Source organism: Nocardioides sp. (assembly GCF_030019515.1).
GTDB lineage: Bacteria > Actinomycetota > Actinomycetes > Propionibacteriales > Nocardioidaceae > Nocardioides.
The window spans coordinates 38,109-64,901 of the sequence record NZ_JASEEQ010000007.1 but is presented as its reverse complement, the minus strand read 5'-3'; the positions used below and the strand labels follow the sequence as shown (position 1 = coordinate 64,901).

At 66.4% G+C, this 26,793-nt stretch carries 22 protein-coding genes; 4 read left to right on the top strand and 18 right to left on the bottom strand.

The annotated features are described in order from the left end of the window. Nucleotides 1–76: 76 nt before the first annotated feature. From QMC84_RS11505 to QMC84_RS11420, 18 genes are all read right to left on the bottom strand, one after another. Nucleotides 77–1,063: a ParB/RepB/Spo0J family partition protein gene (locus QMC84_RS11505; protein WP_300374935.1), complete on the bottom strand. Its 987-nt coding sequence runs from the start codon at nt 1,061–1,063 to the stop codon at nt 77–79. Then, the gene (locus QMC84_RS11500) at nt 1,056–1,913 is read right to left on the bottom strand and encodes a hypothetical protein (RefSeq protein ID WP_300374934.1); all 858 of its coding nucleotides are present in this window, start codon (nt 1,911–1,913) and stop codon (nt 1,056–1,058) included. The genes QMC84_RS11505 and QMC84_RS11500 overlap by 8 nt, the downstream gene beginning before the upstream one ends. Continuing rightward, nucleotides 1,910–2,263: a hypothetical protein gene (locus QMC84_RS11495; RefSeq protein WP_300374933.1), complete on the bottom strand. Its 354-nt coding sequence runs from the start codon at nt 2,261–2,263 to the stop codon at nt 1,910–1,912. Before QMC84_RS11495 ends, QMC84_RS11500 begins: the two co-directional genes overlap by 4 nt. Next, nucleotides 2,260–3,165 (bottom strand): bifunctional DNA primase/polymerase, encoded by a 906-nt coding sequence (locus QMC84_RS11490; protein WP_300374932.1) that lies wholly within the window; start codon nt 3,163–3,165, stop codon nt 2,260–2,262. The genes QMC84_RS11495 and QMC84_RS11490 overlap by 4 nt, the downstream gene beginning before the upstream one ends. A gap of 231 nt (nt 3,166–3,396) precedes the next feature. Next, complete coding sequence (locus QMC84_RS11485) at nt 3,397–4,524, bottom strand: CHAT domain-containing protein (protein WP_300374931.1); 1,128 nt, start codon at nt 4,522–4,524, stop codon at nt 3,397–3,399. 25 nt (nt 4,525–4,549) lie between these two features. Further along, a complete protein-coding gene (locus QMC84_RS11480) occupies nt 4,550–5,155 on the bottom strand; it encodes a hypothetical protein (protein WP_300374930.1) in 606 nt (201 codons plus the stop codon). Between the two features lie 131 nt (nt 5,156–5,286). Beyond that, the gene (locus QMC84_RS11475) at nt 5,287–8,385 is read right to left on the bottom strand and encodes a LysM peptidoglycan-binding domain-containing protein (protein WP_300374929.1); all 3,099 of its coding nucleotides are present in this window, start codon (nt 8,383–8,385) and stop codon (nt 5,287–5,289) included. Continuing rightward, nucleotides 8,382–8,807, bottom strand: a complete 426-nt coding sequence (locus tag QMC84_RS11470; RefSeq protein ID WP_300374928.1) for a pilus assembly protein TadG-related protein — start codon at nt 8,805–8,807, stop codon at nt 8,382–8,384. The genes QMC84_RS11475 and QMC84_RS11470 overlap by 4 nt, the downstream gene beginning before the upstream one ends. Continuing rightward, nucleotides 8,804–9,187, bottom strand: coding sequence for a pilus assembly protein (locus tag QMC84_RS11465; RefSeq protein ID WP_366145745.1), 384 nt, complete (start codon nt 9,185–9,187; stop codon nt 8,804–8,806). The genes QMC84_RS11470 and QMC84_RS11465 overlap by 4 nt, the downstream gene beginning before the upstream one ends. A 38-nt stretch (nt 9,188–9,225) precedes the next feature. After that, entirely contained in the window at nt 9,226–9,579 is a 354-nt protein-coding gene (locus QMC84_RS11460; RefSeq protein ID WP_300374926.1) for a TadE/TadG family type IV pilus assembly protein, read from the bottom strand. Nucleotides 9,580–9,601: 22 nt separating this feature from the next. Next, a complete protein-coding gene (locus QMC84_RS11455) occupies nt 9,602–9,790 on the bottom strand; it encodes a hypothetical protein (RefSeq protein WP_300374925.1) in 189 nt (62 codons plus the stop codon). Nucleotides 9,791–9,834: 44 nt separating this feature from the next. Continuing rightward, entirely contained in the window at nt 9,835–10,737 is a 903-nt protein-coding gene (locus QMC84_RS11450) for a type II secretion system F family protein (protein WP_300374924.1), read from the bottom strand. After that, nucleotides 10,734–11,591, bottom strand: a complete 858-nt coding sequence (locus QMC84_RS11445) for a type II secretion system F family protein (RefSeq protein WP_300374923.1) — start codon at nt 11,589–11,591, stop codon at nt 10,734–10,736. Before QMC84_RS11445 ends, QMC84_RS11450 begins: the two co-directional genes overlap by 4 nt. Next, complete coding sequence (locus QMC84_RS11440) at nt 11,588–13,060, bottom strand: ATPase, T2SS/T4P/T4SS family (protein WP_300374922.1); 1,473 nt, start codon at nt 13,058–13,060, stop codon at nt 11,588–11,590. Before QMC84_RS11440 ends, QMC84_RS11445 begins: the two co-directional genes overlap by 4 nt. Further along, the gene (locus tag QMC84_RS11435; RefSeq protein ID WP_300374921.1) at nt 13,057–13,824 is read right to left on the bottom strand and encodes a hypothetical protein; all 768 of its coding nucleotides are present in this window, start codon (nt 13,822–13,824) and stop codon (nt 13,057–13,059) included. Before QMC84_RS11435 ends, QMC84_RS11440 begins: the two co-directional genes overlap by 4 nt. Then, nucleotides 13,824–14,495: an SAF domain-containing protein gene (locus QMC84_RS11430; RefSeq protein WP_300374920.1), complete on the bottom strand. Its 672-nt coding sequence runs from the start codon at nt 14,493–14,495 to the stop codon at nt 13,824–13,826. Before QMC84_RS11430 ends, QMC84_RS11435 begins: the two co-directional genes overlap by 1 nt. A gap of 31 nt (nt 14,496–14,526) precedes the next feature. Continuing rightward, complete coding sequence (locus QMC84_RS11425; protein ID WP_300374919.1) at nt 14,527–15,486, bottom strand: hypothetical protein; 960 nt, start codon at nt 15,484–15,486, stop codon at nt 14,527–14,529. Then, nucleotides 15,474–16,088 (bottom strand): hypothetical protein, encoded by a 615-nt coding sequence (locus QMC84_RS11420; protein WP_300374918.1) that lies wholly within the window; start codon nt 16,086–16,088, stop codon nt 15,474–15,476. The genes QMC84_RS11425 and QMC84_RS11420 overlap by 13 nt, the downstream gene beginning before the upstream one ends. A gap of 337 nt (nt 16,089–16,425) precedes the next feature. Between QMC84_RS11420 and mobF the strand changes: the two genes are divergently transcribed. From mobF to dpdF, 4 genes are all read left to right on the top strand, one after another. Further along, a complete protein-coding gene (gene mobF, locus QMC84_RS11415; protein ID WP_300374917.1) occupies nt 16,426–19,905 on the top strand; it encodes a MobF family relaxase in 3,480 nt (1,159 codons plus the stop codon). Between the two features lie 416 nt (nt 19,906–20,321). Continuing rightward, the gene (locus tag QMC84_RS11410) at nt 20,322–20,858 is read left to right on the top strand and encodes a hypothetical protein (RefSeq protein WP_300374916.1); all 537 of its coding nucleotides are present in this window, start codon (nt 20,322–20,324) and stop codon (nt 20,856–20,858) included. A gap of 128 nt (nt 20,859–20,986) precedes the next feature. Then, entirely contained in the window at nt 20,987–24,229 is a 3,243-nt protein-coding gene (dpdE, locus tag QMC84_RS11405) for a protein DpdE (RefSeq protein WP_300374915.1), read from the top strand. Next, a complete protein-coding gene (gene dpdF / locus QMC84_RS11400) occupies nt 24,222–26,792 on the top strand; it encodes a protein DpdF (protein ID WP_300374914.1) in 2,571 nt (856 codons plus the stop codon). The genes dpdE and dpdF overlap by 8 nt, the downstream gene beginning before the upstream one ends. Nucleotide 26,793: the final 1 nt, after the last annotated feature.

Below are 26,793 nucleotides of genomic sequence, written 5' to 3'. Positions count from 1 at the left end.
TAGGCGGCGCCACCGAGTTCCGGTCGTATCGGGCAGTTGGATCCGCATTCCTCGTCCTCTCGCTCTCTGGCGACAGTCAGGCCGGCTCGAGTGCGCGCTCGGCTTTGACCGTTTGCGCAAAGGTCGTCGTCTCTTCCAGGACCTGGTTGAACATCGCCCAGTCCTCGGCGGAGAGCTCGGTGGCGACTTGGCGGGCGTCGTAGTGCTTCGACCAGCCGTCCATCTCCCGCCAGACCATCGCGAACGACTTCACGGACCGCTTGGCGTTCGCTGCAGCGGCAGCTCGCCTCGCGCGGTTCTCGCGCATCCGTCGCAGCCGATCGGCGTCGTCCCGGGCGCGCTTCGCTTCGGCCTCGGCGTCCACGTCCACGTGACGGGTGTCCATGCTCCGCTCTGCGGCTTCGACCACGGCTCGAACGCGCTGATAGCCGGGATCAACAGGGCCGCCGTTGCGAATCCGCTCAAGCTCATCGGCAGCCACCTGACGTAGCCCAGCGGATAGGTCCCGGTCGGCGGCCACGCGTTCCATGGCGAGGATCTGGTTCAGTCGGGTGTACGAGGCGGAGCCGGTGACCAGTTCGGCAGCCTGACGGCGCGATGCTCCCTTGGGGAGATCGGACGGTGATGCCGAATCGGCATCACCGTCTGACCTGCGGGAACTCTCCGAAGTGCGACCGAACTGAGTGGCCTCCTGCCGCCGGGCTGCGTCCTCTTCGAGAAGGGCCACCATCTCCTTGTAGAGCTGCGCCGCTTCGTACGTCGTCAGCGGCTTGTGGGTCAGGTTGTCGTCGCGCTCGGCGAGCAAGAGAGTCAGCTCGTCGCTGAGGCCCGACCGCACCCAGACCCTCACGTTGCTCCATCCGAGTTGTCGGGCTGCTTCGAGCCGGCGGAACCCGCAGATCAGGAAGCCGTCAGTGGTGATCGTGATCGGCTGCAGGAGGCCGAAGCGTTCGAGAGACTTCTTGAGTTGATCGAGATCGCCGGGATCGCGCCGGTGGCGCACACCGACCCGAATGGACTCGATGCTTCGCTGGAGCTCGGCGCGACCGCGGGACTCAGGCATGTGCCCGTCCCGGTGCGACGGGGGCTGCGTTCGCGATGACGTCGGCAATGCCAGTGAGGTGGAACAGTTCGTCGTAGCGTTCACCGGTCAGGAGGCGCTTGAGAATCCCCCGCCCGGCGGCCGTGTGTTCGAGATTCGGCTGATCGTGTCCGAGCACGGCATGGAGGACCGCGATCCACGGGTCCTGATCGATATCCAGGTGACAGCGGATCGACGGGTCCCGGCGCAGCGACTCGAAGGTGCTGCGCTTGTTGCCGGTGCGGATCAGGCGGGCGGCGATGCATTCCAAGGCCATCTGGGCCGCAGGTCGCGACCATCCCGAATCCACGAAAAACTCGACCGCAGTCTCAAGCGCGACCCAGGCGTTCGTCGGCTCTTCGTCTGGTTCCTCACTGTCGGGATCGACCGCCAAAGGGTCATCCACGCCTGACAGGTCGTCGAACGACCAGAACGATGGATGAAAGTCGGCGAGGTTCGTCTCGTGGTCGCTGATGCGGTCGGCGTCGTGGAAGTCGGTGACGTCGTCGGTGCGGACCTGGTCCGTCCCGCAGAGCAGTCCTTGTGCGCGCTCTTCGTAGAACATGTGGAGCGCCACGGCATGGGTGATCACTGCCCAGGGGTCGTCGGCGATCCGGGCGGCTCGAGTCCGCATGACGTCCCACGCGGCGGCGGTGGCCTCGGCCGGGTCGCGGTGATGCTTCGCTGCGAGGTCGGCGTACTTCCGGGTGGTCAGCGCCATCAACTGGGCGACGTCGGGGTCGTGCTCCCACGGGCGGTCGCCTCCGTAATGAACGTCGACGAGGAGCAGGCGTAGACGCTCGGGGTCATCGAACGGGTGGATGTCGCTCATAGCTCGACTCCTCTATCTGTGGTGGGTGTGTTCGGCAGCGGGCGCGCGATCGCGCGCCGCGTGACGCGGGCGGCGGAGCGTGGTGCGCGCTGGGCTCGACGGTTCAGTTCGGCCTGCAGGTCGATGCCGCGACGGATGAACTTCGAGCCGACAGCCGTCGGAAGGTCACTCGGACGGACCCACGCAACGGACGAGGAGGCTGGTTCCTGCGCGGCAGAGCTGCCCGGTAGTCGAACCGAGGGATCCGCGTGCTTGGCGAGCGCGTTTAACTCGGACTCGGCCGGTTCGCCGGTTTGCTCGGGGGCGTCCAGTGGGCGGTCGAGGTGGCGCTCGTAGGGGTCGGTGTTCACAACGTCACCGCCTCAACCGCTCGGGTAGGGCCCACAGGGTTCGCCGGCCCAAGTCGCGTGGCGATCCGGTACGCCGAATGGATGGTCGCGGCGGCCTCCCGATCGGACAGCCCGGCCTGCTGCGCTGCCTCGCCCAGAACCCCAGCCGTCGTCTGGAACGGGTAGTTGGACTCGGCCATGCGGCACGCGGCCCAGAACAGGCCGCCGTTGCGATCGCCCTCGGGTCGAGACGCGACCCAGGCGGCGAGCTTGTCCGGACGGGCACCCGGGCTGGGGAGATCAGGCGGCGGCGCGTGACGGCGAGGTGGTTCGAGGAAGTCTCGTAGTGCTGTGCCATCTATGGAGCGAGGCTGGTGGGACGCGAGAGCGACCAGTTCGTACCCGCGCTCGCTGCCGTCGGCTACGACAACTCGCGAGGGCGGCGCGATGACGTACCCGCCGTCTCCTCGGAAGTCGAGATGATGCCCAGGCAGTTGCCATGACCTGTGCTCCTCACCGTGCCAACGCAGGAAGTAGGCGTGGAGGCCGCCCGAGGGCGTTCGGACCTGCCACGCCCAGTCAGAGACGAGGCCGGCGTGCTGGGCCCTCTCGAAGGCGCCGAAGCCCGAGCCGCCAGAGTGGACGTCGACGTCCACGACATCGATGCCGGACGCAACGCCGGTGGGGATCCCGAGGTTTGCCGTTGGCCACGCCGACCACCATCGGGACACGGTGCCTGCTTCGGCGGTGGCGTCGTGGAATCCGTGAGGCGTCAGGGGCCGCTTCTCACCCGGTGCGCAAGGAAAGACCGGGATGCCGTGGGCAGCCAGGTCACGCGCAGCGGACGCCAGCGATGAGTCCGGTGCGGCGAGGTCGCGGACAAGCTGAGGAGACCAGAGCTTGGTATCCGTTGAGTGGTCCATGCCGACCACGTTGCGCCCAGGGGGGCACCAACTTGCGCCCGTCCTGACCCCGCCCGTCCCAAGGACGGGCGCCCTCGTCAGGAAGCGTTTGTGCAGGTCAGGAGGGGGCCCGTCCTAAAGTTGAAAAGTTTCGGCGCAGGTGCGGCGCCTGTGCGGCTCGCCGCCCTGCGGCAGCAGGGTGAGCGCGGCCATGGGTGTCCCGTCCGCGGTCCGGCGGCTATGCGCTGATACTTACGGCGCAACGTCGGAGGGCGTCACCAAGACAACTGTCGTCGGATCGACATCGTCGCGTGCGCGCAAGGTCGGAAGAGCGGAGTTGTCCACCTGATCTGCGTCAAGCATCGAGGTCGCAAGCATCTGCACTTTGGCTTGTTCAAGTGCGGTGGCAACCGATTGTGCGGAGGCCAGGGCTGCGTAGAACGACCTCGCAAACACGATGGCGGCGGTGTCGTCGATCGTGTCGGACATGCCGATCACGAGCGGGACTGTTTGCAGGAGGGCGTCAGCGCCCTCGATGCTCTCGCATGCGTTGAGAACGACAAGCCGGGGTGGTTCGTCGGTTGCCCCGAGAAGCCGAGCCAGGAGCGTGAATTCGACGTCGTGGCCGTCCGAGTCACCCGCCTCGTTCTCCAACCAAACGCCGAGCGTGTCAGCGTGCCCCGAAAAATGCACGACGTGCGGACGGTGGTCGTTGAGCCCGTCCAGGAGATCGTTGAACGTCGCGGCGGGCGCGTGCTCGACGACAACGAGGTCGCGATACTTCGATCCTCGCAGTCCCTGCTTGACCTGCCGAACCTCCTGATCCACGCGCAGCCACGTCCCCTGCTCAACGACAGAGCCATCCGGACTGGTCACCGTCGTCTCGATCGCGTCGGGATTAGCGGTGAGGTACAGGACTCGGAGTGGTTCCGGTCGCGGGGGCCTGACCTCGATGTAGCGGATCTGCGGGAGCGGCGCGCTCGCCGTCGCGACGGCCCGCGCGTGGGTGATCTCGTCCCGACGACGGCGGGTGTCGTCTCGTCGTCGAGCGCTGTTCGCGGCCTTCTGCTCCGCGGCTTCGGCTGCACGCAGCGAGGTTGTCTTCGCGGCGATGCTCTTGTCGGCGGTCGCCATATCCTTCCGTGCCTTCGCGGCCTTTGCCTCCGCCGCCGCCGCCTTCTTCTCCTCACGCTCCGCTGCGGCGAGCGCGGTCCGGGCCGATGATGCGGCATTGGAGCGATGGGCTTGATCCCGCTTCTTGCGCGCTGCTTCACGGGCGCCAGCGGCGATCTTCTCCTGCGCGCCGACAACCTTCGCGAATCCAGCCTTCTTGTCACCGAGGGTCGCGAGCTCCCGGCGGAGCGTGTCGCTGCGCGCCATTACACGGTCCGATGCCGGTAGTGATTCATGCTGCGCCCGCGAAGATCCTCCGCTGAACCTCAAGGTGACGCCGCAGGTCAATCACCGTGGCGTCATCTGGGGCCGGAGTAGCCTCCTGCAGTTCGCCCACGTCAACAGAGTTGGCCTCGGCGAGCTTGCCCGTGTAGTCCATGACCAAGGCAACTAGTTCGGAGGCCACGGCGACCTGCCCGTTCGTTGAGAACGACTCCGCCGCATCCAGGTCGGTGATGAGGCGACTGATCGTGGCCTCATCAAGCGTGCCGTCGCGAGCAGCCTTCAGATAGGCGACCAGCGAGTCGTTCAGGGTCCTGGCGCACTTCCGTGCCCGCACTTGGGTCCTTATCGCGAGCGCCGCGGCCACGCCGCCGGTAGCCGTGCCGAGGACGATGACCGTGACGACCCGGCGGTCCTTCAGGAGAGACACCACGCGCTGCGCCATGGCGGGTTCCTTGCTGGGGACCGGCACCTCCTTCAGGTGGGTGACGATGTGTCCCAGCTGGTTGCGAACGATGCCGCCATAGCGAACCAGCTTCCCTGCGTCCAAGCCCAGCTGAATGTCTGGCGGGATGAAGAAGGCGACCGGCTGGATTGGAACGTACGGAACGGACACTGGTTTCCTCCCTTGCGGAGCAGGAACTCCGGCTTGCCCGATTGTAGGTGTCGGCCCCGACGGAACCGGCGGGTTTCGAGCCACTCTTCGCTGGCGTCAAACGGGCCAAGCACGACGGTGGAGGTGCCTGCCTATGAAGCGGGGCGTTTCGGCGATCTCGGCGCCGACGGCGCCCGGCGCTGTCCCCAGCCGTTGTTCTTCACGATCTCCTTGGTGCGCGTGGGTAGATCGACAGGAGGTTCGTAGTCGTCGCGCCGATCGAAGACGTCCTTGCGCAGCGTCTCTTCGGACGCACCAACATGACCCTGGGCTTCGAGCACCTTGGCGAGATCCAGCCGGCTGACTTCGTCGTACGGCGCGGCTGTGCACGCGATTTCCGCTGACTCTCGGGCGAGGCTGAGGTCACCGCGCTGGAGGGCGTCGAGAACAACAATGTGGGCTGTGTCGACGACGGCGCAGGGGATCAGGTCCTGGAGGCGATCCCCGTCGAGCAGCCAGCTCCAGCCCTGGTCGCGCAACTGATCGAACGGCTTGCCGCTGACGAGGTGCAGCGCCTGGACGAGATCAGCGATCCCGTCTGCGCCGCGGGCTTGTCCCCGCGCACGAAGGCGCCGAAAGAGGTCGACGTCGACGAGCAGGTCGTCGACCTGATACCCGTGCCATTCCGCCTCCGGGTGGTCGCCTTGCTTCGGGATGTGCCACTCGCCGGTACGTGGATCCTTCCCGAGCCACTCGCGCAGGTGGCCGACGTCCGTTCGGGCGCGAGGTTGGCCGATGTGGAATGCCTCGGCGATCGTTCGCGACATCACCCCCTCGGGGTGGAGAGCCACGAAGGCAAGCAGTTCGGAGTAGTACGGACGACGCTTAACGATCTGCTCGACCAGCTTGCCGTGGGCCGTGACCCGAACCGGGCCGAGGAGGGCAAGCCGGGGCAGGCGTGAGTCCTCGTCAAGCCATGCCGCGACGTCTTTGTCCAGCGTTGGGTCGAGGTGAGCGAGAGCCTCAGCGACTTCCTCGATAGCGCTGGGCGCAAGCTCGTTGATGTCCTCCTCCGTCGCCGCCGCTACGTCCACGTAGACATCGTTTTGCTCCGGCAGCAGTGACGAGGAGTCGGCTGCGCCGACCAGACGCGGCCGCGTGAACTGGGTGCGCAGTGCTCCGGCCTGATCGGCGACCGACCGCCAGCCGTCGGCGGCTTGCGCGAAGTTCAGGATGTCGGTGGTCGGCGTCACTCGCGTGACGTCGACGATGGCGGCGCAGAGCGTGGCTTCCTCGGCCGTCAGCCCAGCAGCGGCAACATCGATCCCGATGGTCGGCGTCGTGAGGCGTCCCGCAGGGGTGAATTCGAAGACAGCCGCACCCTCCGGTTCAGCCGCGGCCACGGTGACGACCGCAACCCCGAATCGCCCGACCGACTGCGCGCGAGCGGCGTCAATGACAGAGGCCAGGTCGACGTTGGCGGCGATGACCACCTGCCACGGATCGGGCTCGTCGCCCTCCCGTCGGCTCGCAGTCTGAATCTCGGCCGTCACCGAGTCGACGGCAGCGTCGTCGGCATCGTGAGTGCGCAGCCGCAGGGTGTCGAGGTCGCCCAACTCTTCGCCGATGCCGAAGGTGTCGGTCTGCACGAGTACCGACCACGGGTTCAGGGCCAGTTCGGCGGCCGCGTGCCGGGCGAACGCCAGAGCGTGTTCGTCGTCGCCGGTGAGAGCGATGGAGCCCAGCGGCTCGAGGTTCACCAACCACAGCGCTCCGCTGTGGTCGCGACCGACGCTGACGAGCATGGGGTACGGCGACAGCACGTCGTCGTCGACTTCGACTGTGCCGAGTTCGACCTGCCAGTGCTGTGCCTCGCCCTTCCACGGCGCGGCGAGTTCCACGCTTTCTGCGAATTGGAACGTTGCGACCCCACGAGATAGCGAAACGGACGTCAGGGCTGGGAGTGGCATGTCCACGTCGCGCGACCGAGCGGCGATGTGGTTGAGCGCGGCGTCGAGCCGTTCGATGTCGTATGCCGATCGGTCGCCGTGTGCTGTCGCCGTCTTCTCGATCTTGATCAGCTCGGGAGGACTTGGGGCAAGCCTCTGACCCGGTCGGCGGTAACGGAGTTGAGTGCGGCGATGTGCGCGCACGGCCATAAGAACGGCACCTGCGAGGAGCCCGCCAGCCACACCCGGCAGCAGCCAGGCGGGCGCGCCGTCGGCCGCCGGTTCGTCCGCATCGGCGCCGGGCTGGGCATGCTCGGCCGCGGGCTGTGTCGGCTGAGCCTGAGGGGTCGCGACTTCGACCTCGGGTTCCTCAGCAAGAGGCGGCTCTGTGGTTGGAGGGGTCGCGTCCGTGGCATCGTCGACGTGAGGCTGAGCCGGCTCGGCCCCATGCGGAATCGTCATCTCCCAGCCCGGGCGAATCAGATCGGGATCCTTCAAGTGGGCGCCGTCGGGCTGCTCGGTAGCGCGCGATGCCTCGAAGATCTCCCGATACCGAGTGCCGTCTCCGAGTTCCTGCTCGGCGATCTCCGACAACGTGTCGCCCGGCTCAACCACGACGGTCTCGGATCTACTCGACTCGACGATCGGCACGCGAAGAACGGTTCCCGGCGTGATGAAGTCCGGGTGCCCGTCCAGTACGTCGGCGTTGAGATCGACGAGTTCGGTGAAGCGAGCGCCGTCCCCGAGCACACGCTCGGCGATCCGCCACAAACTGTCGCCTCGGGCGACGGTGTACTTGCCCGTATGTGGCTTCTCCGCGGTCATCTTGGTTTCGTCAGATGCGCGCGGCGCTGACACGGGCGCGACCGCCACGGCGCCCATCGATGTCGGCGATTCAGGCGCAACCGTGGCGACGGAGTGCGCAGGCGGAATCGGCAGAGCGGCGACCATGGTCGGGGCGGCCGCGAAGAGCAGGGCGGCGGCGCCCACCAACTGTGCTGCGAAATGCTGGGGCATCGCGAGTCCGGGCAGCGCGGGCGCCGGCGCTCGGCGGACCTCCGAGACGGCTGCCAGAAGCACCGATGCAGTCACGACGACCCACGCGCCCCAGCCAACGGCTGCGAAGGCCGCGAACGCGAGGCTCCCGTCATCTGGTCGGGTGAGCATTCGCCGGAGTTCGGCGAAGTCCGCGTCCCACGGGGCGAAGCCGATGGCGATGAGGACGGCCGGGAACGCCGCGACCAGCCCGAGCAGGGCAAGGCAGGCGAATAACCCGCGGATCCGTTGGCCGAGTGTCGTCATTGCTCCGTGCCTCCAATGGTTCGTACAACCCGAGCGGATGCCTCGCCGGTGACGGTCAGGTCCGAAATGCCGATGGCCCCGAGGAACTGAGGGTCGTAGTGGTCGGTCACTGTCACCGTGACGGTGTCGCCGCCAGTGATCACGACGGTTCCCTCGACGTGAGCAGCCGCGAGGTACTCCTTGGCGGCACTCCGGGCGGCGGCCAGATCGACGTCGACCGAGCGGCCCTCAATCGCGGCGGCTGCCTCGATGCGCTGGCCGCCTGCCCGAGCCGCTTGCGCGGCGATGTCGTGGGCTCGCTGCTGAGCATGCACCTGACCGCCGAGGTCGACGGCAAGGCCGACGAGCATGATCATCACGAAACTCGCGGTGGCCAGCCAGACGCTGATGGACCCGCGCTCGTCACGCGTGCGGCGGGTCACGACCGCTCCCGATACGAGTCAAGCGGCGAGGTGACCGTGGCCGTCACGGTCCGCGATCCGGGGACCCCGGGGACGGCCAAATCTCCGAGGTTGAGGCGACAAGAGACGGTGACCTCGACGGACCCGGGGGAGCCGACGGGCCCCGCGAAGTCAGACGAGTCGATGGAGACCTCGACGGTGATGCAGTCGATGCCTTGGTTCGCCAGGCTCGCCCGCGCCGCTTCGTCGGCGCCCGAGCGGGCCTCATGACTCGTTCGTGCGATCGAGGCAGTGCGCGCGCCGTCGGCCGCGGCGGACTCGACAGCTCCGTGAGTCATGGCAGTGCGCCCGCCGAAGATGATCAGCCCGACGAAGAGAGCGAAGGCAGGCACGCCGATCACCGCCTCGACGGCGGCAGACCCTCGCTCGTCACGCCGGTTCACGGCGCCGTGATCCTCTCAGTGGGCAGCGAAGCCGACTGCTCGATTCGCAGCGTCCAGCCCGGGATGACACTCAGACTGCGTCCTGTCACAGTCACGGTGACTGTCGTGGCCGTCCGATCAGCGTTCACGCTGACGCCCGACAAGACGTCCTCGCCGCCGGCATCGGAGACGAACGCGCCTGCGGCAGCGACGCCATCAGACCGCGTTCCAGACTCAGCGCTGGCGGCGCGAGCACCCTCCTGCGCTGCGGCGATCGCCACGCTGCGGGCGTGGTAGAACAGCGCGGCCTGCATCCCCAGGAACATGACCGCGAATAGCGCAGGCAGCAGGATTACGAGCTGGATCGACACCGACCCGCGCTCGTCCCTGCGCCTACTTGATGTTGCCGGCCTGCGCCGTGACATAGGCCTTCACCGCAGCCACTACGACGCCGACGATGGCAATCACGGCCACGGCCCAGAGGACGTGTTCCGTAGTGACGGAGCCGCGCTCGGTCCGCGCACGCATCCGTGCGTCGGCGCTGAGGACGACTCCGATCAGGAGTCCGATCAGTCGATTCATCTCGATTCCTTCCTGTCCGCGGTCCTTTCCCGTCGGGCTGGTCATTAGGTGTTGCTGAACATCCGGAGCAGGGACGGCGCGACGAGGAGCGCCATGAATACGACTCCGAGCAGAGATCCCGGGATCGTCATGCGCTCGCCAACGGCGTTGGCCTCGGCGACTTCGTCGTTGAGCATCGCCGTGCGCATCGCGGCGGATCGGGCACGGAGGTGCGCGTAGACGCTGGCACCTTCCTCGCCCGAAAGCCGCATGATGTCGGCGAAGTCTTCGAGTTCGGGCAGCCCGAGCTCATCGGCGAGCGTGCGGAGCGCATCCCACGGCGGCTGGCCCGACCACCGGGACCGGGTGAGCTCCTCGGAGAGCCGTGTGAAGACCCACGAGTCGCCAACCAAGGCGGCCGATTCCATTGACTGTCGGACGCCAGACCCGTTGTTGCGCTCAAGAGCTACCAGATCGATGTACGCACCAAGCGCACGCGCGAACTCGAGCCGAGCCTTTGTCGCTTCGTCGATCACGTTGTAGTTGGGCAGGAAGAACATGACTGCGGCGAGGCCGACCGAGGCCGCGCCAGACAGGGTGATCGGGAGCCCCAGTCCGAGAAGGTTGAAGAACAGGGACAGCAGCGGCGGAATCAGCAGACCGAGGAACGCAAAGACGATCTTGTCGCCGTAGAACTGCGCCACCGAGATGCGAAGAACGGCAAGCTCACGTGTCGGGGTGCGTACCCAGAGCCCAGTGGGAAGGGACTTGATCGCCCATAGCCCGAGCCGCTCCTTGCCGTGCGGCGCGAGCGCTGGGGTCCCGACCCGCCGCGGGTTACCGGGCGCGAGCCGGCTGAGAGCATCCGCGAGGTCTGGCTCGGTCGGCATGATGCGGATGACGATCAGCGCCAGGCCGAACGCGATGAGCGCGCCACTGGCCAGGGCCGTCATGAGACCGGCGGTCATGTCGGGTCACCTGCCGGCATGGCCCTGGACCCAAGGAACCTCGGTAGATCGCGACCGATGGCCATCCGTTTCATCCAGATGAGGGTTGCGGCGTAGGCAGCGAGCAGCCCGACGAGGATCACCTGGCCCAGCGGACTCCGGTAAGGCTCGACGTACGTTCCGGAGACTGCGAGTACGACGAGCACGCTCGTGCTGATGATCGTCACCCAACGCGCCGTGGCGCGAGGCTTTGCACGATCCGCTTCGATCTGCCGCCGGGCACGGACATCTGCAGCGACAGACTCGGCGAGACCGTCGAGCACGCTGGCGAGACCGGCTCCGCGGCGACGGGCGCCGAGGATCAGGTTGGCGGCGACGAGGTCTCCGGTGGAGTCGTCGAGTTCGTCGGCGAATGCGCGAAGTGCTTGCTCGGTGGGCCAGCGTGCCCGCAGCCGAGCGACCAGTCGGCTTACCTCGGGCGCGATCGCGGTTGGTGTGGATCGCATGGTCGCCACCAGTGCCTGCTCCAGACCGACACCAACCGTGAGGACACCGGAGAGCGAGCGCGTCCATTCCTCCATGGCTTCCAGCCGTCCGATCCGGGACTGCGCCGGACCCGACGACAAGAGCGCGGGAAGGCCGACGAACGCGGTCGGAACGAGTACAAGCGCCATCGCCCAGCCCGTCGCCATGACGGCGCCCAGCCCGCAGAGGATCCCCGCGGCCAGGAGTCGCTGGGTCTGACGGGGGATGGGCTTCAAGCGGCGCTTGCGTGGTGGTCGTTCCACGGTTTCAGAGGGGGTGAGACCGACGACGAGCGCGATCAGCCCACCGACGATGAGGGCGCCGGCGAGAGCTGGGACGAGGACGGTCATGTCGGGCGCCCCTGCTGGAGCAGGTAGCCGGAGAGGTCGAAGCCGTGCGAGGTGAGCCGCCGGTAGGCCTCCGGCAGGACGTCCGGCATCGCGACTCCGCTGGCGTCTGGCGAGAACACGTGAGTTGTCGCGTAGCCGGTCTCCTTCTCGCCCGGGTCGAGCGCGATGATCTCGGCTACGAGCCGCTGACGCGTCGTACCGCCGGCCCCGGTCGTCGTCCGAAGGTCGAGGTGCACGATCAGGTCGACTGTCGCTGCGAGCTTGCTGGTGGCGAGAGCCTGGGTGACGTGCGGCCCGGCTTCCATCGCGCAGGTCACGAGCTTTCGGACCGCAGCGACGGCGTCCGAGGCGTGAGTCGTGGAGATGGAGCCTGCGCCAGACTCCATCGCCTTGATCATCGCCCAGATTTCCTTGCCCCGAACCTCGCCGACGATCTGGCGCGCGAGGTTGAAGCGGAAGGAGTCGACCAGCGCCTCGTCGAGGGTGAACTCGCCAGCCTGACGTCCGTCGGCGCCGCGCTCGCCGGACCCGGGGCGCGCTTCCCAGGGGTGCACGATCCGGTGGCGGTCCGGCAGTTCGTGGAGGTGGAGTTCGTACTCGGTCTCGAACGTGCCGATCGCCTCCAGCGGGTCGATCTCGGCGCACAACGCGCGGACGAGTGTTGTCTTACCTGCCCCTTGGCATCCCGATACGACGATGCTCCGCCTCGCCTTGACTGCGGCGGACAGGAAGGACGCGGCGACGGGAGTCAGCATCTGAAGGTCGACCAGGTCTTCAAGCGTGACTTCCATGAGCCGGTGGCGGCGGATCACGACGGAGGGGCGTGGGGTCACCCACGCCGCAGCGGCGAGGCGGGATCCGCCGTCGAGTCTCAGGTGCAGCCGAGGCTGTGCCTCGGAGAATGCGCGAGCGTTCACCTCGCTGCGCGAGGCAAGGAAGACCAGGAAGTCGATGAGGTCTTCGTCGGAGTCCGCGACCGGGGGACCTTCGAGGAGCGAGCCGTCAATGAGTTCGAGCAGCACACGGTCGTGGCCGGTGATGATGATGTTCTCGATGCGGTCGTCGTCGACCAGGGGCTGAAGCCGACCAAGTCGAAACAGAGAGTCAAAGACCGCGTGTGCCAACTGCGACTGATCGGCCGGTGACATCGAGCCAGAACCCTCATTGACCCGGTCGACCATCGCCGTGTCGATGAGCTCGAGGACGATGGCACGCCCGAGCTCCTGCTGGCCCGTCCTGTCGAGCCTGCCCCTGTCGGCTGCCACTGCCTGACTGAGCTGATCTGAGGCCTTCGCGCGGAGTGAGGCGACCAGTTGCCAGTCGACGCCTTCGGCCGGCTGAGGTGGCGCGAGCGGTATGCGTAGCACCGAACCGACGTGCCGCGGGGCTGCGTTCTCTTCGAAGTCGGCCGCAGTTTGAGCGAAAAGGGGCAGGGACCGCGGGTCGTCCATGAACCGGCCGGAAGTCATGAGTTCACCTGCGCGAGGAGTGCGGTACGGCGCCGCTGGATGACTCCATGTATCGCCTCGATGCTGGCCCGAATGCTCCTGACGTACGGGGCGGTGTCGAAGTGCTTCGGCTGCTGAGATCCGCGATGGAAGACCGCAGCGCCCTCGGCGTCGTCAGCGATGCTGGCAACCACAGGCTGACCGACGACCGAGCTCACCTCGGCGGCGCCGTAGGGCTTGCCCTCGCCGATCAGCAGGATGCCTGCCTGCCGCAGATCGCCCGGCGGTCGGGCAATCGCGTCCGCCCATGTCCGCGCTGCCGAGAGCGCAGGGAGGTTGGTGCGAGTCACCAACAGAGTCAGGTCCGCTGCGTCCAACAGTTGCGCCGGGGATCCCGATATCCCGAGCCGACCGACATCGACGACGACGTCCTGCCCGTTCTCCTCGAGTTGTCCGAGGGTCTCGGCGAGCGGGGCCCACACATCACGCAATGCGGCGGCTTGGGTTCGAGAGCGAGTGCCAGCGAGCAAACTGACGTGCGTGTCGGGAATCCGTTGGATGGCCTCCCTCAGCGCGTCGGACGGCGACAACGCCGAGAGTGCGAGCTCGACGATGCCGACGTCGTACTCACGGGTGCCGCGGAAGTAGCCGGCCAGGATGGCCGAGCCGCCGGTCGGATCGGCCTCGACCAAGACGACCGGACGAGGCCAGAGGAACGCCAACGCCACCGCGGTGGTGGTCACACCGGGGGAGCCGGAAGCGGAGGTGAGAGCGATGACGGCCATCAGCGGTCTCGCGAATCCAGGACCAGAGCAACGTGGCCTGTGGCGATCCGAGCCGCCAGCACCGCTGCGTCCTCGTGTCGAACCAGCAGGTCGACGACCGTCTCGCCCGTCTCTTCGTTGACGTGCATTGCGACAACCTCGGCGTCGCTGTACTCCGGAGTGCCGCCTGGAGCATCGCCGTCCGGGGCCGGTGTCACAACGACTCTGACGTGATCGCCAGAGTGCAACGCCAGCCCGGGCGCCTGGGCCGATGTGAGCGCGACACCGACGACCGACTGGCCCGTCGGCGGCAGAGAGGCGGTGGAGAAGGAATCGGGCGTCAGTGCTGATCCGCTCGCGATGTCGAAGGTCGCACGTTGGCCGATCACGGACTCGAACTTGTCGGCTGACACCGGGGTAAGTGCCGGGTCGGAGCTCAGTCGAACCGTGGTCAGGTCGCTCGCCTCGATGATGGCGCCTCGTTCGATGTCGGTTCGGGCGACGAGGACTTCCTGGCTGTTGGTCGTCGCAGACCAGGTCCAGCCCGCAACCACTGCACCCAGGCAGATGGCGACGATCGCGATGGCGACCATCCCGGGCTTGCGTCGAAGCTTCGGAGGAGGTGCGATCCCGCCGTCAGCCGAGTTGGGCTCGCGGCGGACCGTCTTGTCGTCCCGGATCGATGTGGTCATTGTTCCCTCGCTGATTTGCTGCGTAGCTCGCTCAGTTCACGAGCACCTGCGCTTCTCCGATGGAGATCTCGACAGCACGGGACAGGCCGTTCAGCCGGATCGTTCCGCCCTGGCCAGCGCCGGCCCAGGTGATCACCCAGTCCGAGGTGGCCGTGACGGGGTACTTGTCACCGGGCTTGCCGGCGCTCGACTTCTCATAGGTGTGGCCACACGTTGGTGACGAACGGTCGCCGTATTCCGCCTTGTACGGCGTGCCCGGCCCATTGCAGGTGACATCGGTTCCGTCTCCCATGTCCCACGTGACGCGATGGAGACGAGCAGTAGCTGTGACGGTGATGCTGCCAGCCGACGCGGAGGCGTTGATCGGCCCGACCGTGTGGCTGTCGGGGTTGGCCGCCCACATCCAGACCGGCATGCCGACGATCCCGATGCTTCCGGGCCCTGGCTTCGGGGCGATGCCGATGTTGATCGCCGATAGGTTCATTTGGTCGATCGCAAGCGTCGCGACTTCCCGCGGCGTGGGGCCGGCGCCTGAGTTGGGCGGTGGATCGGCAGACCAGACGTAGATGAGCAAGTCTGACTGCGGTTGGTAGCAGCTGTACACGGCGCCGTCGCCCGGTTCGTGTCCCTGCCACGCCGGGTCACCGGCAGGCGGCTGGGGGTCGACCAGTTGGATGTAGCAGTTGTAGTTGTTGGACCAATAGCCGTACTCGCTCGAACACGGGACGGGCCCCGGCGGTGGCTTGTGAATGTTCTGGGCCGTCCCGTCCCAGTAGCAGGACTGTCCGTGTCCCGTGTCTTCCGGACCGTCGTCGTCCGGCTCGCCGGGTTGACCTGGGGTCCCAGGGACTTCGATCCAGATCAGGCAGACGCCGGTTTCCGGGTCAGTGACCTGGCAGACCGTGTCAGCCGCTGCCGGTGCACCGGCGCTGACGAGGAAACTCGCGACAGCGAGTGGGAGGAGGACTGCAGCGGCGATCAGGCGTCGCATGGCGTTCGCTCGATGTCCTGGCTTGAGGCAATGCGCCACGCGCCATCGGGATCAGAGTCCCACTGATAGTTCGCGACCGAATACCGGATCCATCCGGTGTCCGGTCGGTCTGGGGTTACGACGGACTTGCCGTCTGCGTCGAGTACGTCGACGCCGCTGACGTCAAAGCACACATCGATCTGAACAGTCGGGACCTTGCCGGCCTGCGGATCGGAGTTGTCGAGGTTGACCGACTGGACCTGGAGTTCGACGACCTTGGTCTCGCCGGTCTGGTGAAGGCCCTGCTTGCGTTCGCGCTTGAAGAGCGTCTGCTGCGTCATCAGCTCGGTGCTGATCGTGACTGACTTCAGCATCGAGAGCGGCTGTGTCGGGTCACGGCGCAGCTGGTTCCGGATCGCGTAGTAGTCGTTCACAGTCGCGGTTGCCGCCGCTGTGGCGGACTCTGACGGAGACGTCGACGTCGGGCTGCTTGAGGAAGGGCTCGACGCCGGTGGATTGGAACGCGGATCGGTCGGATCGCCATCGTCATTGGCACACGACGTCCCCGCGACCAGCAGCAGCACCGCGGTCGCGAGTGAAAGTACTCCTCGTGAGTTCGTCATGGCCGAGTCCCTGCGAAACTCCCCGAGATTCCCCCGAGGAAGTCCTGACGGCGTCCGGCCAGCGGTCCGACGTGGACGCCGATCTGTCCTATTGAGTCACGACAAATAGGCCCTGCGCAACCGTTCGTCATCCGAAGCTCCTTCCGAGTCGACTCATTGCCGTTCACCCCGTAGGTGTGGAGGCCCGCCCGTCCTCACTCCCAGCCAGCCTCGATTTCGTCCTACACCTCTTGCAGAACGAGGCCCGGCCGGCTCCGCCGTCAACTGTGGATGGACACCCGCTGCCGGCGGGTTGTGGACCTGAACCGACACCTCCTGGTCGAGGAGGTGAGGCGCGGTGACTGTCTCGATGCGCGTGATGTCAGCCGGCGCCGGCTACCAGTACCTGCTCAGGAGCGTGGCCGCCGGCGACGGCAACAGGCAGCTCTCAACGCCGCTCACGAGGTACTACACCGAGGCGGGTACGCCGCCCGGGCGCTGGCTCGGATCGGGACTCCACGCGCTCGGCATTGGGGAGATCCGCCAGGGCGATGTCGTGGGCGAGCAGCAGCTCGCGTTGCTTCTGGGCACGGGCAGCGATCCGGTGACTGGCGAGCCGCTCGGACGCGCGTTTCCAGTGCACGACGCGAAGGCCGATGACTACGGCTCCAATGCTCGACTCTCGGCCCGCCGGGCCGTCGCCGGGTACGACCTGACGTTCAGCGTCCCGAAGTCGGTGTCGGCTCTCTGGGGCGTGGCAGATGAGGGCACCCAAGCCTTGATCGTCGAGGCTCATCACCGCGCGGTGGCAGACGTCATGGATCTTGTCGAGCGCGAGGTCGCCGCCACCCGTCGAGGCGTCAGCGCGGGCAGCGCTGCCGTCGCCCAAGCCGACGTGGTCGGGGTGATCGCGACCGCCTTCGACCACTGGGACTCACGTCTCGGCGACCCGCAGCTCCACACTCACGTCGTCGTCTCCAACAAGGTCCGGACGACCGAGGACGGGCGGTGGCGCAGCCTGGACGGGCGCCCCGTCCACGCGTCCGTCGTCGCCCTGTCGGAGCACTACAACGCTGTGCTGGCTGACCGGCTGACACGCGCATTCGGAGTCGAATGGGAAGAGCGAACCCGCGGCGACAACCGGTCGTCCTCCTGGGAACTGGCGCCCGTGCCAGACGAACTGGTCCACGAGTTCTCCTCCCGATCACGCGGCATCGAATTGGAGACCGACCGCCTCGTCGAGGCGTACGTCCGCGAGCACGGAGGGCGCCCGTCCTCCGCGGCCATCATCCGGTTCAGAGCCATGGCGACCCTGTCGACGCGGCCCGAGAAGACCATCCGATCCTTGGCGGATCTCACGGAGGAGTGGCGAGGACGGGCGGGTCAGATCCTTGGGACGGGCGCCCCCGAATGGGCGCGCCGGATCACAGGCCCGATGGGCGCCCGTCCTCAACCCGCAGGCCTACTGCGCGCCGATGACATCTCGCAGGAGGCAGTCCGCCAGGTCGCCGTGGCCGTCGTCGGATCCGTAAGCGAGAAGCGGTCGACCTGGCGTCACTGGAACCTCTGGGCTGAGGCCTCACGCCAAACGATGGGATGGAGATTCCAAAGCGCCGACGACCGCGAGCAGGTCGTCGGGCTGATCGTCGCCGAGGCCAAGGACCGGTCGGTCAAGCTGACCCCACCCGACCTCACCCAGGTCCCGGACATGTTCCGCCGCACGGACGGCACCTCGCGCTTCCGGCCGCACCACTCGACCACCTACTCATCGGCGGATCTACTGGCCGCCGAGGACAGGCTGCTCGAACTGAGCCGCTTCAAAGATGCGCCCATTGTCGGCGCCGATCGAGTCGTCCGAGCCGCTTCCACGGAGGACGGTCAACACCGTCTCAGCGAGAGCCAGGCCGACGCTCTCGCGAAGGTCAGCACCTCTGGGCGCCAGCTCGACCTGCTCGTCGGCCCGGCCGGTGCGGGGAAGACCACCGCCATGCACGCTCTGCAACGGGCCTGGCGCGCCGAGCACGGGCGCGACAGCGTGGTCGGTCTCGCGCCAAGCGCCGTGGCTGCCCAAGTCCTGGCTGAGGACCTCGGCATCGAATGCGAGAACACCGCCAAGTGGCTCCACGAGTTTGACCGCGGCCGGGTCGCGATGCATTCGGGACAACTCGTGATCATCGACGAGGCGACCCTCGCCGGCACTCTGACTCTTGACCGGATCAGCCGAATCGCGGCTGAGGCTGGCGCCAAGGTGCTGCTGGTCGGCGACTGGGCCCAACTCCAGTCGGTCGACGCCGGCGGTGCCTTCTCACTCCTCGTCAGCGAACGGCCGGAGGTCGCCGAACTGACTGAGGTGCATCGGTTCGTCAGCGAGTGGGAGCGCGACGCGTCGCTCGATCTCCGCTTCGGACGCAGCGAGGTCATCGGTGTGTACGCCGAACATGACCGTCTGAAGGAAGGAACGACCGATGAGATGACGGACGCCGCGTACGCCTCTTGGCGTGCCGACATCAACTCCGGGCGATCCAGCGTGCTGGTCACGGAGGCAGCGCGGGCCGTCCTCGAGCTCAACAAGCGGGCCCGGGCCGAGCGGATCCTCGACGGCGACACTCGGGCCAGCACCGAGGTCCAGCTCGTCGACGGAAGCCACGCCTCTGAAGGCGACCTCATCATCACCCGCCGCAACGACCGACGGCTCAAGCCGCTGCGAGGTGGTTGGGTGCGCAACGGCGACCGGTGGCAGATCCTGCGGGTCGGCAAGGACGGTTCCGCCGAGGTGCGAAGGGTCTCTGGAACCGGACACGGCACCGTCACTCTGCCTGCGTCGTACGTCGCCGAGCACGTCGACCTCGGGTACGCCGTCACCGCCCATCGCGCCCAGGGCATCACAGTCGACACCTCCCATGTCGTTGTCTCCGGCACCACCACTCGAGAGAACCTCTACGTGTCGATGACCCGCGGGCGTGAGCGCAACACCGCGTACGTCGCGCTCGACCAACCGGACGACAGCCACGCTGCTCCGGAGCCGGACGATGTGACCTCCCGAACGGTTCTCTGCGGCGTCCTCCAACACACGGGTGTTGAGTTGTCCGCTCATCAGACGATCCGTGCAGAGCAGGATGCCTGGGGCTCGATCGCCCAGTTGGCCGCCGAGTACGAAACGATCGCGGCTGCCGCTCAACGGGACCGTTGGGTCGAGTTGCTCGATCGATCGGGACTCACACGCGAGCAGGTTGACGACATCGTCCAGTCGGAGTCCTTCGGGCCGCTGACGGCCGAGCTTCGTCGAGCCGAGGCGAACCACTACCACCTCGACCTCGTCCTGCCATCGGTCGTCGGGCGGCGAGGCTTCGCTGATGCCATCGACAGTGGCGCCGTCCTCATGAGTCGCATCAGCCACGAGACCGGGCGAATCCGCCGCGGCAAGCGCGGCGCCGAACCGCATCTTGTCGCCGGGTTGATTCCGGCCGCCGCCGGTCCGATGTCGCAGGACATGGCGGACGCTCTCCGGGAGCGCGCCCACCTCATCGAGGATCGGGCACGTGCGCTCGCCGAATCCGCGGTCGACATCGATGCGCCCTGGGTCAGGGGGCTCGGCCGGACACCCGACCCCGACGCCGAGCAGCGGTGGATGCGTGAGGTCGCGACCATTGCCGCCTACCGCGACCGCTACGGAATCAGCGCTCGAACAGTCCTTGGAGACGAACCCGCGACTGATGCCCAAGGCCGCGACGCCGGTCGAGCCGAACAAGCGATCCGCCGGGCACGGGCCATCGCGAAGAGTGGGGACCCCGAGATCGAGCACAGGAGGGTGCTCGGACGCGGCGCCTCGATCGCGTAGGTCCACAAGCCAAGGTTGGTCTCGGTTATCCACCACTCCGCGCACGGCCCGGCGCGGCCCGGGTTGAGCAGCGCCACCGTCGACGTACGAACTGAAAGGAGAGGCCCCGATGCTTGCCCTGCTTTGGAACCTAAGCGCCGCGATCCGCGGCTACCTGCGCTTCTACATGCCGACCAACCGCGCCCTCGACCGACTGAGCACACGTCGCGGCCTGAAGTGGGCGGTTCCCGTTGCGCTCGTCGCCACGCCTGCGTACCTCTACGCCATGAGCGTTGCGGCGGTCATCGCCGAGCGTCCCGGGCTCGGTTGGCTGAACGTTCTCGTCGTGATGTGCTTCTGGAACTCGATCAAGTTTGCTGCTCTCGGTGCTGTCACGCCTTTCCGATGGCTGTCCTTGCGGCTGCGAGGGTTCAGGCATGGCGAACTATCCGGACCCGAGCCACCTTGGCTTCAGGCACAAGGACCGCAGCGACCACGAGGGCGGCGGCCATTGCGCCAGCAAGTCGACCGGCCGAATCAAAGGGTGGGACGACCTCATCGACCAGCACGCGAACGCCTTGGTGCTGCTTGTTGACGCTGCCGCTGCCGACGGCGGCGGGTGGGGACTGACTCGCCCGATCCTCTTCGAGGCACACCACATCTGCGAACTGGCAATGAAACGCATGCTTGCGCAGCACCAGCAGTCTTCACGAAGCCACAAGCTATCCAGCCTCTGGAATCAGGCGGTGCCGCTTCTGCCTCGGCGAGTCTCGAAGAGCGACAGGGCGTGGCTCGACGCCTTTGTCGCGGAGATGGCCGAACTTACGGTCGACGGCCAAGACGGGCGGTTCCCCGACGCGACCACGGACATCAGCAAGAAGTGGTGTTGCCTAAACGTGCCTCAACTCCAACTCTGCGTCGGCACTTTCCTACTCATCACGCGGGGCGGGGGGCGGCGAATCGCGGTGGCGTAGCCGTCGGGAGTGTGCGCGGGGTCGATGTAGTTTCGGCGACGCACCTGGGTTTGATCCATTGAGCACCGTGTGTCCTGCCTTCCCAATAGGGTTGATCGAGATATCGACCTTGTGGAACCGGGGGAGGCATGTTGGAGGTTGGCAACGTCGCTACTTATGCGACGGCGCCTGGTCTCGGGCGCGTTGGCATGGTCGACGGCGACAGGGTTCGAATCGACTTCTTCGAGTCCGCGGCCGAGCCCGAGGTGGGGTCGGTCTGGCTCCCGACCGCTGACGCACGTCGGGTCCCGCTCGGCGAACAGACCCGCGTGTTCTTCCAGGACGGCAAGGGGCGCTGGCGCGCTGGACGCGTCGTTGGCGGAGGTCCAGACGTCTATTTCATCCGGGTGCCGAATGTCGGCGACGTCGACCTCCACGAGAGTCAACTCTGCGTCCGTTGGGAGAAGCCCCCTCTGGATCCGCTCCAGGTTCTGCTCTCGGGGGCCAACGAGACTCCTCGCTATAGGGACGTCCGCGAACCGGTACGCCGACTGCTACTCGCTGAGCGAGCGGCAACGGGGTCTGCGACGGGAATCATGTCGGCGGGTGTCCGGATCCATGCGCACCAGATCAGCGCGGCCCTCCGGATCATCCATGACCCGGTTCAGCGGTACCTTCTCGCCGACGAAGTCGGGATGGGTAAGACCATCCAGGCCGGGATGGTGATGCGGCAGTTGCTCATCGATGGGTCCGGTCATCGCCGGATCGGCATCATCGTCCCGGACGCGTTGATCGCCCAGTGGGAAGCGGAATTGCGCACGAAGTTCCACCTCGATGACTTCCCCACGACAGAAGGATCGAATCCGGTCCAGATAGTCGGTCATGGTGACGTCGACGGATGGGCGGAGTTGGCGGACGTCGATCTGCTGGTCGTTGACGAAGCACACTTGCTCGCCCGCACGCCGAGTCCGATGGCCTCGCCCTACCGCGAACTGGCCGAGGCGGCCCACCGTGCACCACGAGTGTTGATGCTCTCGGCCACCCCATTTTCCCGAGGAGCGACCACGCATCTTGCCCTCCTCCATCTGCTCGACCCGCAAATGTTCCGGTGGGAGGACCTCGAGTCGTTCGAGCGACTCCTACAGTCCCGTCACGCGCTCGCGCTCGCCGTGTTCGGTCTGGACGAGGAGCCGGACGCAGACAATCCGGGCTTGCTGGAGATCCAATTCGACGAAATCCGACGCCAGATTCCCGCCGACGAAGCAGTTCAAGTCTCGATGCAGCACGCTCTGGATGTGTACGGCCCCCCGGGCACCGAACCCGACGACGTTGACATGGAGCAACTCCGCCGCGCCGTCGCTGCGGTACGAACCCATGTGTCCGAGACCTACCGTTTGCACCATCGGGTCATTCGCAATCGGCGACACGTCGTCGAGATGCAGAGCCTCGACGACGAAGGACTACTCACGCCGTTCGAGTTCACTGGCCGTACCCGACCGAAGGTTGCCCGCCTGGAATCCCTCGAGGCCACGGCCGGTGCGACGGTCATCGCTCAGTGGGCTAGCCGATGTGGGGAGGCGATTCTGGATCACGGGCTGGACCCCTCTCCGTACGGCCCAACCTTGGCGGTGCTTCTCTCCCGGGTCGGCGGGCCAGTGTCCGATTTCTGCAACCTCCTGGACTACAGGATCAACGGCCGGGAGACGCCTGAAGCGCTGCTGCCGATCGAGCGTGAGGCCCTCGACGCGGCCCCGGTTCTCGAGTTTGAGGCGGATCTGCTCGACGCCATGCGTGAACATGAGGCCACTGATGGTCTGGGCGTGTTGGCGACTGCTATCGCGAAGCGTTGTCCTGCGCCTACGCGGGCGATCGTCTTCTGCGGGCGTGGCGCTCTGGCCGAGGATCTAGCCGCGCAGATCCCGGTAGACCAGGGTGTCGTGAAGCACGTCTATTCTCACCTACGCGATCAGAACGATGGGGAGCGCGAAGCAGCCACAACGGCCTGGCTGGAGTCGGGCGGCGTGCTGGTTGTGGACGAAACCGGAGACGTCGGCCGGAACTTTCAGGACGCTAACCTGGCCTTCCACGCCCGGCTGCCATGGAACCCGAACATGTTGGAGCAGCGTATCGGCCGACTAGACAGGTATGGGCACCAGCAGTCGGCTACGCAGTTCGTCATGGCCGACGACGATCCCGAAGGCATCCTCACCTCGTGGCTGAAGGTGCTCGTCAAGGGGTTCGAGATCTTTGACGGCTCGCTCTCTGCACTCCAGGAAGCGGTCGATGATCTCGTCGATGCTCTCTGGATGGCCTTGCTGGCCGACGGCGTCGAGGAATTCGTCGAGCGCAGTGGGTCGATCCGGGATGCCCTGAAGCGCGAGAAAAGGCGGATCAACGAACTTGATGCGCTCGAGTCGAGTTACGGCTCGCAGGTCGACGGCGAGTCGATGGCGAAAGCCATCGCGCACTACGAAGAGGACGCCGCCGGGATCGAGCGCGCCTTCCGCAATCTAATCGAAGGTCACGAGGGATTCCGGTTCGTCAGTCGCACGAACCGCGACGGCAGCATTACGTTTAACCGCGACTATCAGGACAAGCCACTACTGAGCGAGCGCCTGCTCGGCAGACTGATGAACGTCACGAACCCGCGGTCCGGATTCTTCGATCGATGGAAGTTGACCGGCGCCCATCGGCGACTCTTCCGGCGAGGCAACCCGTTCGTGGATGGAATCGAGACGCTGCTCAACCTAGACGACAGGGGGCAGGCGGTCGCGATGTGGCGCCTCAATCGGCGCTGGCCACACGAACCCCTCGTCGTCTTCGGCTTCGACTTCGTTGTGGAGGCGGCCTTAGATCCGATCGTCAATGCGATGGCCGGCTTCGGCGATGCGGAGCCGGTCGCGAGGCGTCGCGCGGATACGGCGTTCCCGCCCCAACACCAGCGCGTGTGGATCCCACTCAACGCTCAAGCACCGGTGATCGATCCGGCTTTCGTCGATTTCCTCAGCCAACCGCTGAGCAAGGAACGGGGCGACGTTAATCTCAACCTGGAGCGGATTCCGGCGCTTCACAACTTGTTGGGTGGCGAGGGGAATCTTGCATCGGTGGCCGAAAGTTGCTTCGCGTATGCACGACACCACGTCGAACAAGTGACCGACGTGGTCGAAGCATCGCGTCGTGCGGGTCAAAAGGTCAGCCGGGACACCGAGAAGTTGATCGCGCAGAGCCAGGCCCGAACGCGCGCGGCCGGCTTGGTCGTGGACCCGGCATCGCTCGCGATCGAGATCGCGATCAGTCGGGCAATCGAGGCGGCCGTGTCGGCTCCGGTGCTACGGGTGAGCAGCGTCAGTTGTGTCGTCGTATCCGCACAGTCTTGGAAAGAGTATGTCTAGAGACGATTTGTCTGTTCTTCAGCAGGCGCTCAACAATTGGCCGGAGCCGTACACCCGTCCGACCGGCTCGGTGGTCAGCGACGCGTGTAGGCGCACGCTCGATGCGATGCCCCACCTCGGGACGGAGGCTGCGGGATGGCGCGACCTGGCCGGCTTGATCCGGCAAGTACTGATCATCGCCAAGGTGACATACGCGGGCGATCCAGCCCTGGCTGTGCCTGCCGTCACGCCCTGGCCGACCAGTTCCGATTGGGACACGATGCACTGCGCCGTCGGCCAGATCGTCGGCCAACGCCGGACGGTGCGAGCTCTGGATTGGGCGCCTCACGGATCGGAAGAGGACAAGGGGCCAGCGGCGGAACTCGCTCTCGAGCAAGTCCGCGCGACCTATCTCGACGCGAACCCGGTGTACGCGGATCTCGTTGTCGCCGACCCATTCTGGACGTCGGCGCATCGCTTTGACCACTACCGGGGCGAACCACAACGCCAGGCCGCACGCGCGGCGGTCCTCAATGACGGCGGCTCGCTTATCGTTGCCCTGCCCACCGGGCGGGGCAAGACCGCAGTGGCCTGGTCCAAGGCGCTGTTGTCGGACCGAGGGGTCACCATCGTTGTCGTGCCGACTGTGGTGCTAGCGCTCGACATGGAGCGTCGTACCAGTGAAGAAGCCCAGTTACGGGGGGAGGAGCTGAGCCCGCTCGGTAGGTTCGCGTACGTCGGCAGCCTTGCACCTGACGTCAAGAAACAGTTGCGTGACGCCGTGCGCGAGGGGAGTCAGCGACTGTTGTACACCTCGCCCGAAGCACTTGTCACAGGTCTCGCTCCCGCGCTGCTGGCCTGTGCGGATGCTGGGATGCTGCAACAGATCGTGATTGACGAGGCGCACCTTGTAGACCAGTGGGGCACTGACTTTCGACCGGAGTTCCAAACGATGCCGGGGCTCATCCGGGAGGCCTACGGACGCGCGCCGGAGGGCAAGAAGCCGTCGGTCTTGATGCTGAGCGCGACGCTGGCCCAGCGGCCGATCGACCTGCTGACCCGACTGTTCGCCATGGGCGACGACCCAGTCGACGTGGTCTGGGGATCGGAGATCCGCACCGAGCCGGCGTACTTCCTCAACAGCCATCTGGACGAGGCGACACGTGTCGCCGATGTCCTCGAGGCGGTTAGTTGCCTGCCACGGCCGTTGATCCTGTACACCACGACCGTCGCTGACGCCGAGGACTGGGTCACTCGCCTGCATGACGCCGGGTTGGCTCGTGTCGAGTGTGTGACCGGGAAGTCGAAGGATGATGACCGTCGTACCGTGATGGAGCGCTGGCGCGGCTATCAAACCGACGGCGAGACGGTGCCCACCTCACTGGACGTCGTTGTTGGCACCTCGGCGTTCGGACTCGGTCTGGATATGCCGAACGTTCGCACGGTGGTGCACGCCTGCCTGCCGGAGACGATCGACCGGTACTACCAAGAAGTCGGGCGTGGTGGCCGCGACGGGCGACCATCAGTCGCGTACCTGTGCACTGGGCCCAACGACGGTCGGATCGCCGTCAGCCTCAACGATGTGTCCATGATTGGGGACGAGTTGGGTTGGCAGCGTTGGCGGCGATTGCTCCAGTCCGGGACAAAGCTAACCGCCCTTCGCTATCGAGTGCGGAAGAGCACGCTACCGCCCTACCTCGTTGAGGGCTACGGTCGCAGTGCGCAATGGAATGTTCGGACGCTCATCCTGATGGCACAGGCCGAGATCATCCGACTCAGAGTGCCAACCTTTGTTGCGGAAGAGGATCTGACGTCTGAGGCCGAGGAAGAAGCGCGTGCGGCGTTCTTCGAACAAATCGACGATTTCATTGAATTCGAGTTGGTCAACGGCACCTACCAGAGCGAGCAGGGGTGGCGAGCGGCGCTCGGTCGTGTCCGGGACGACGTGCGGACCGCCCAGGGCGCCGCCCTCGCCTCATTGCACACCCTGGTCAAGGGAGAGCAATGCGTCGGGCGAGTCATCGCCCGCCACTACCGAGTAAGGATCGACGGTGGGTCACTCGGCACGAGTCCCGCTTGTCGGGGCTGCCCAGCGTGTCGTCGCGCGCCGGAGACATCGCCAGGCAGCCACCCCCTCGAGCCCTGCCCTTCACTGCCTGCCCCGCATGCGGACGCCGACCCGATGCAATCCTGGCGGTCAGGGAACGCGTTCCTGTTTGCCTGGTACGACGAGGGTGAGGACATCAGTCCGCTGCTCCTTCGGTTCGCCCAGCGGCAGGTGCACGTCTTCTGGGGTGCCTCCGAGAAGACGACCGCGAAACTTCAGCGCGCCGTCGCCCAATCGCCGATCATCCACGATGATCCGCACTCGATGATGCCGTTGATCCACACTTACGCAGGGCCGGTTGTAGCGCTTCTTTCAGCTCCGGAGGTCGACATGGCAGTCCAGGACCGGGTCAGACTTGGCCTGCCCACTTACATTGTTGGCCCGAAGGACACACCCGATCCGACCAAGCCTGGATGGATGTTGCGCGACACCGCCGATTCCGCACTTGCTGCTGCCTCAATCCTGAAGGGCCTGTGAC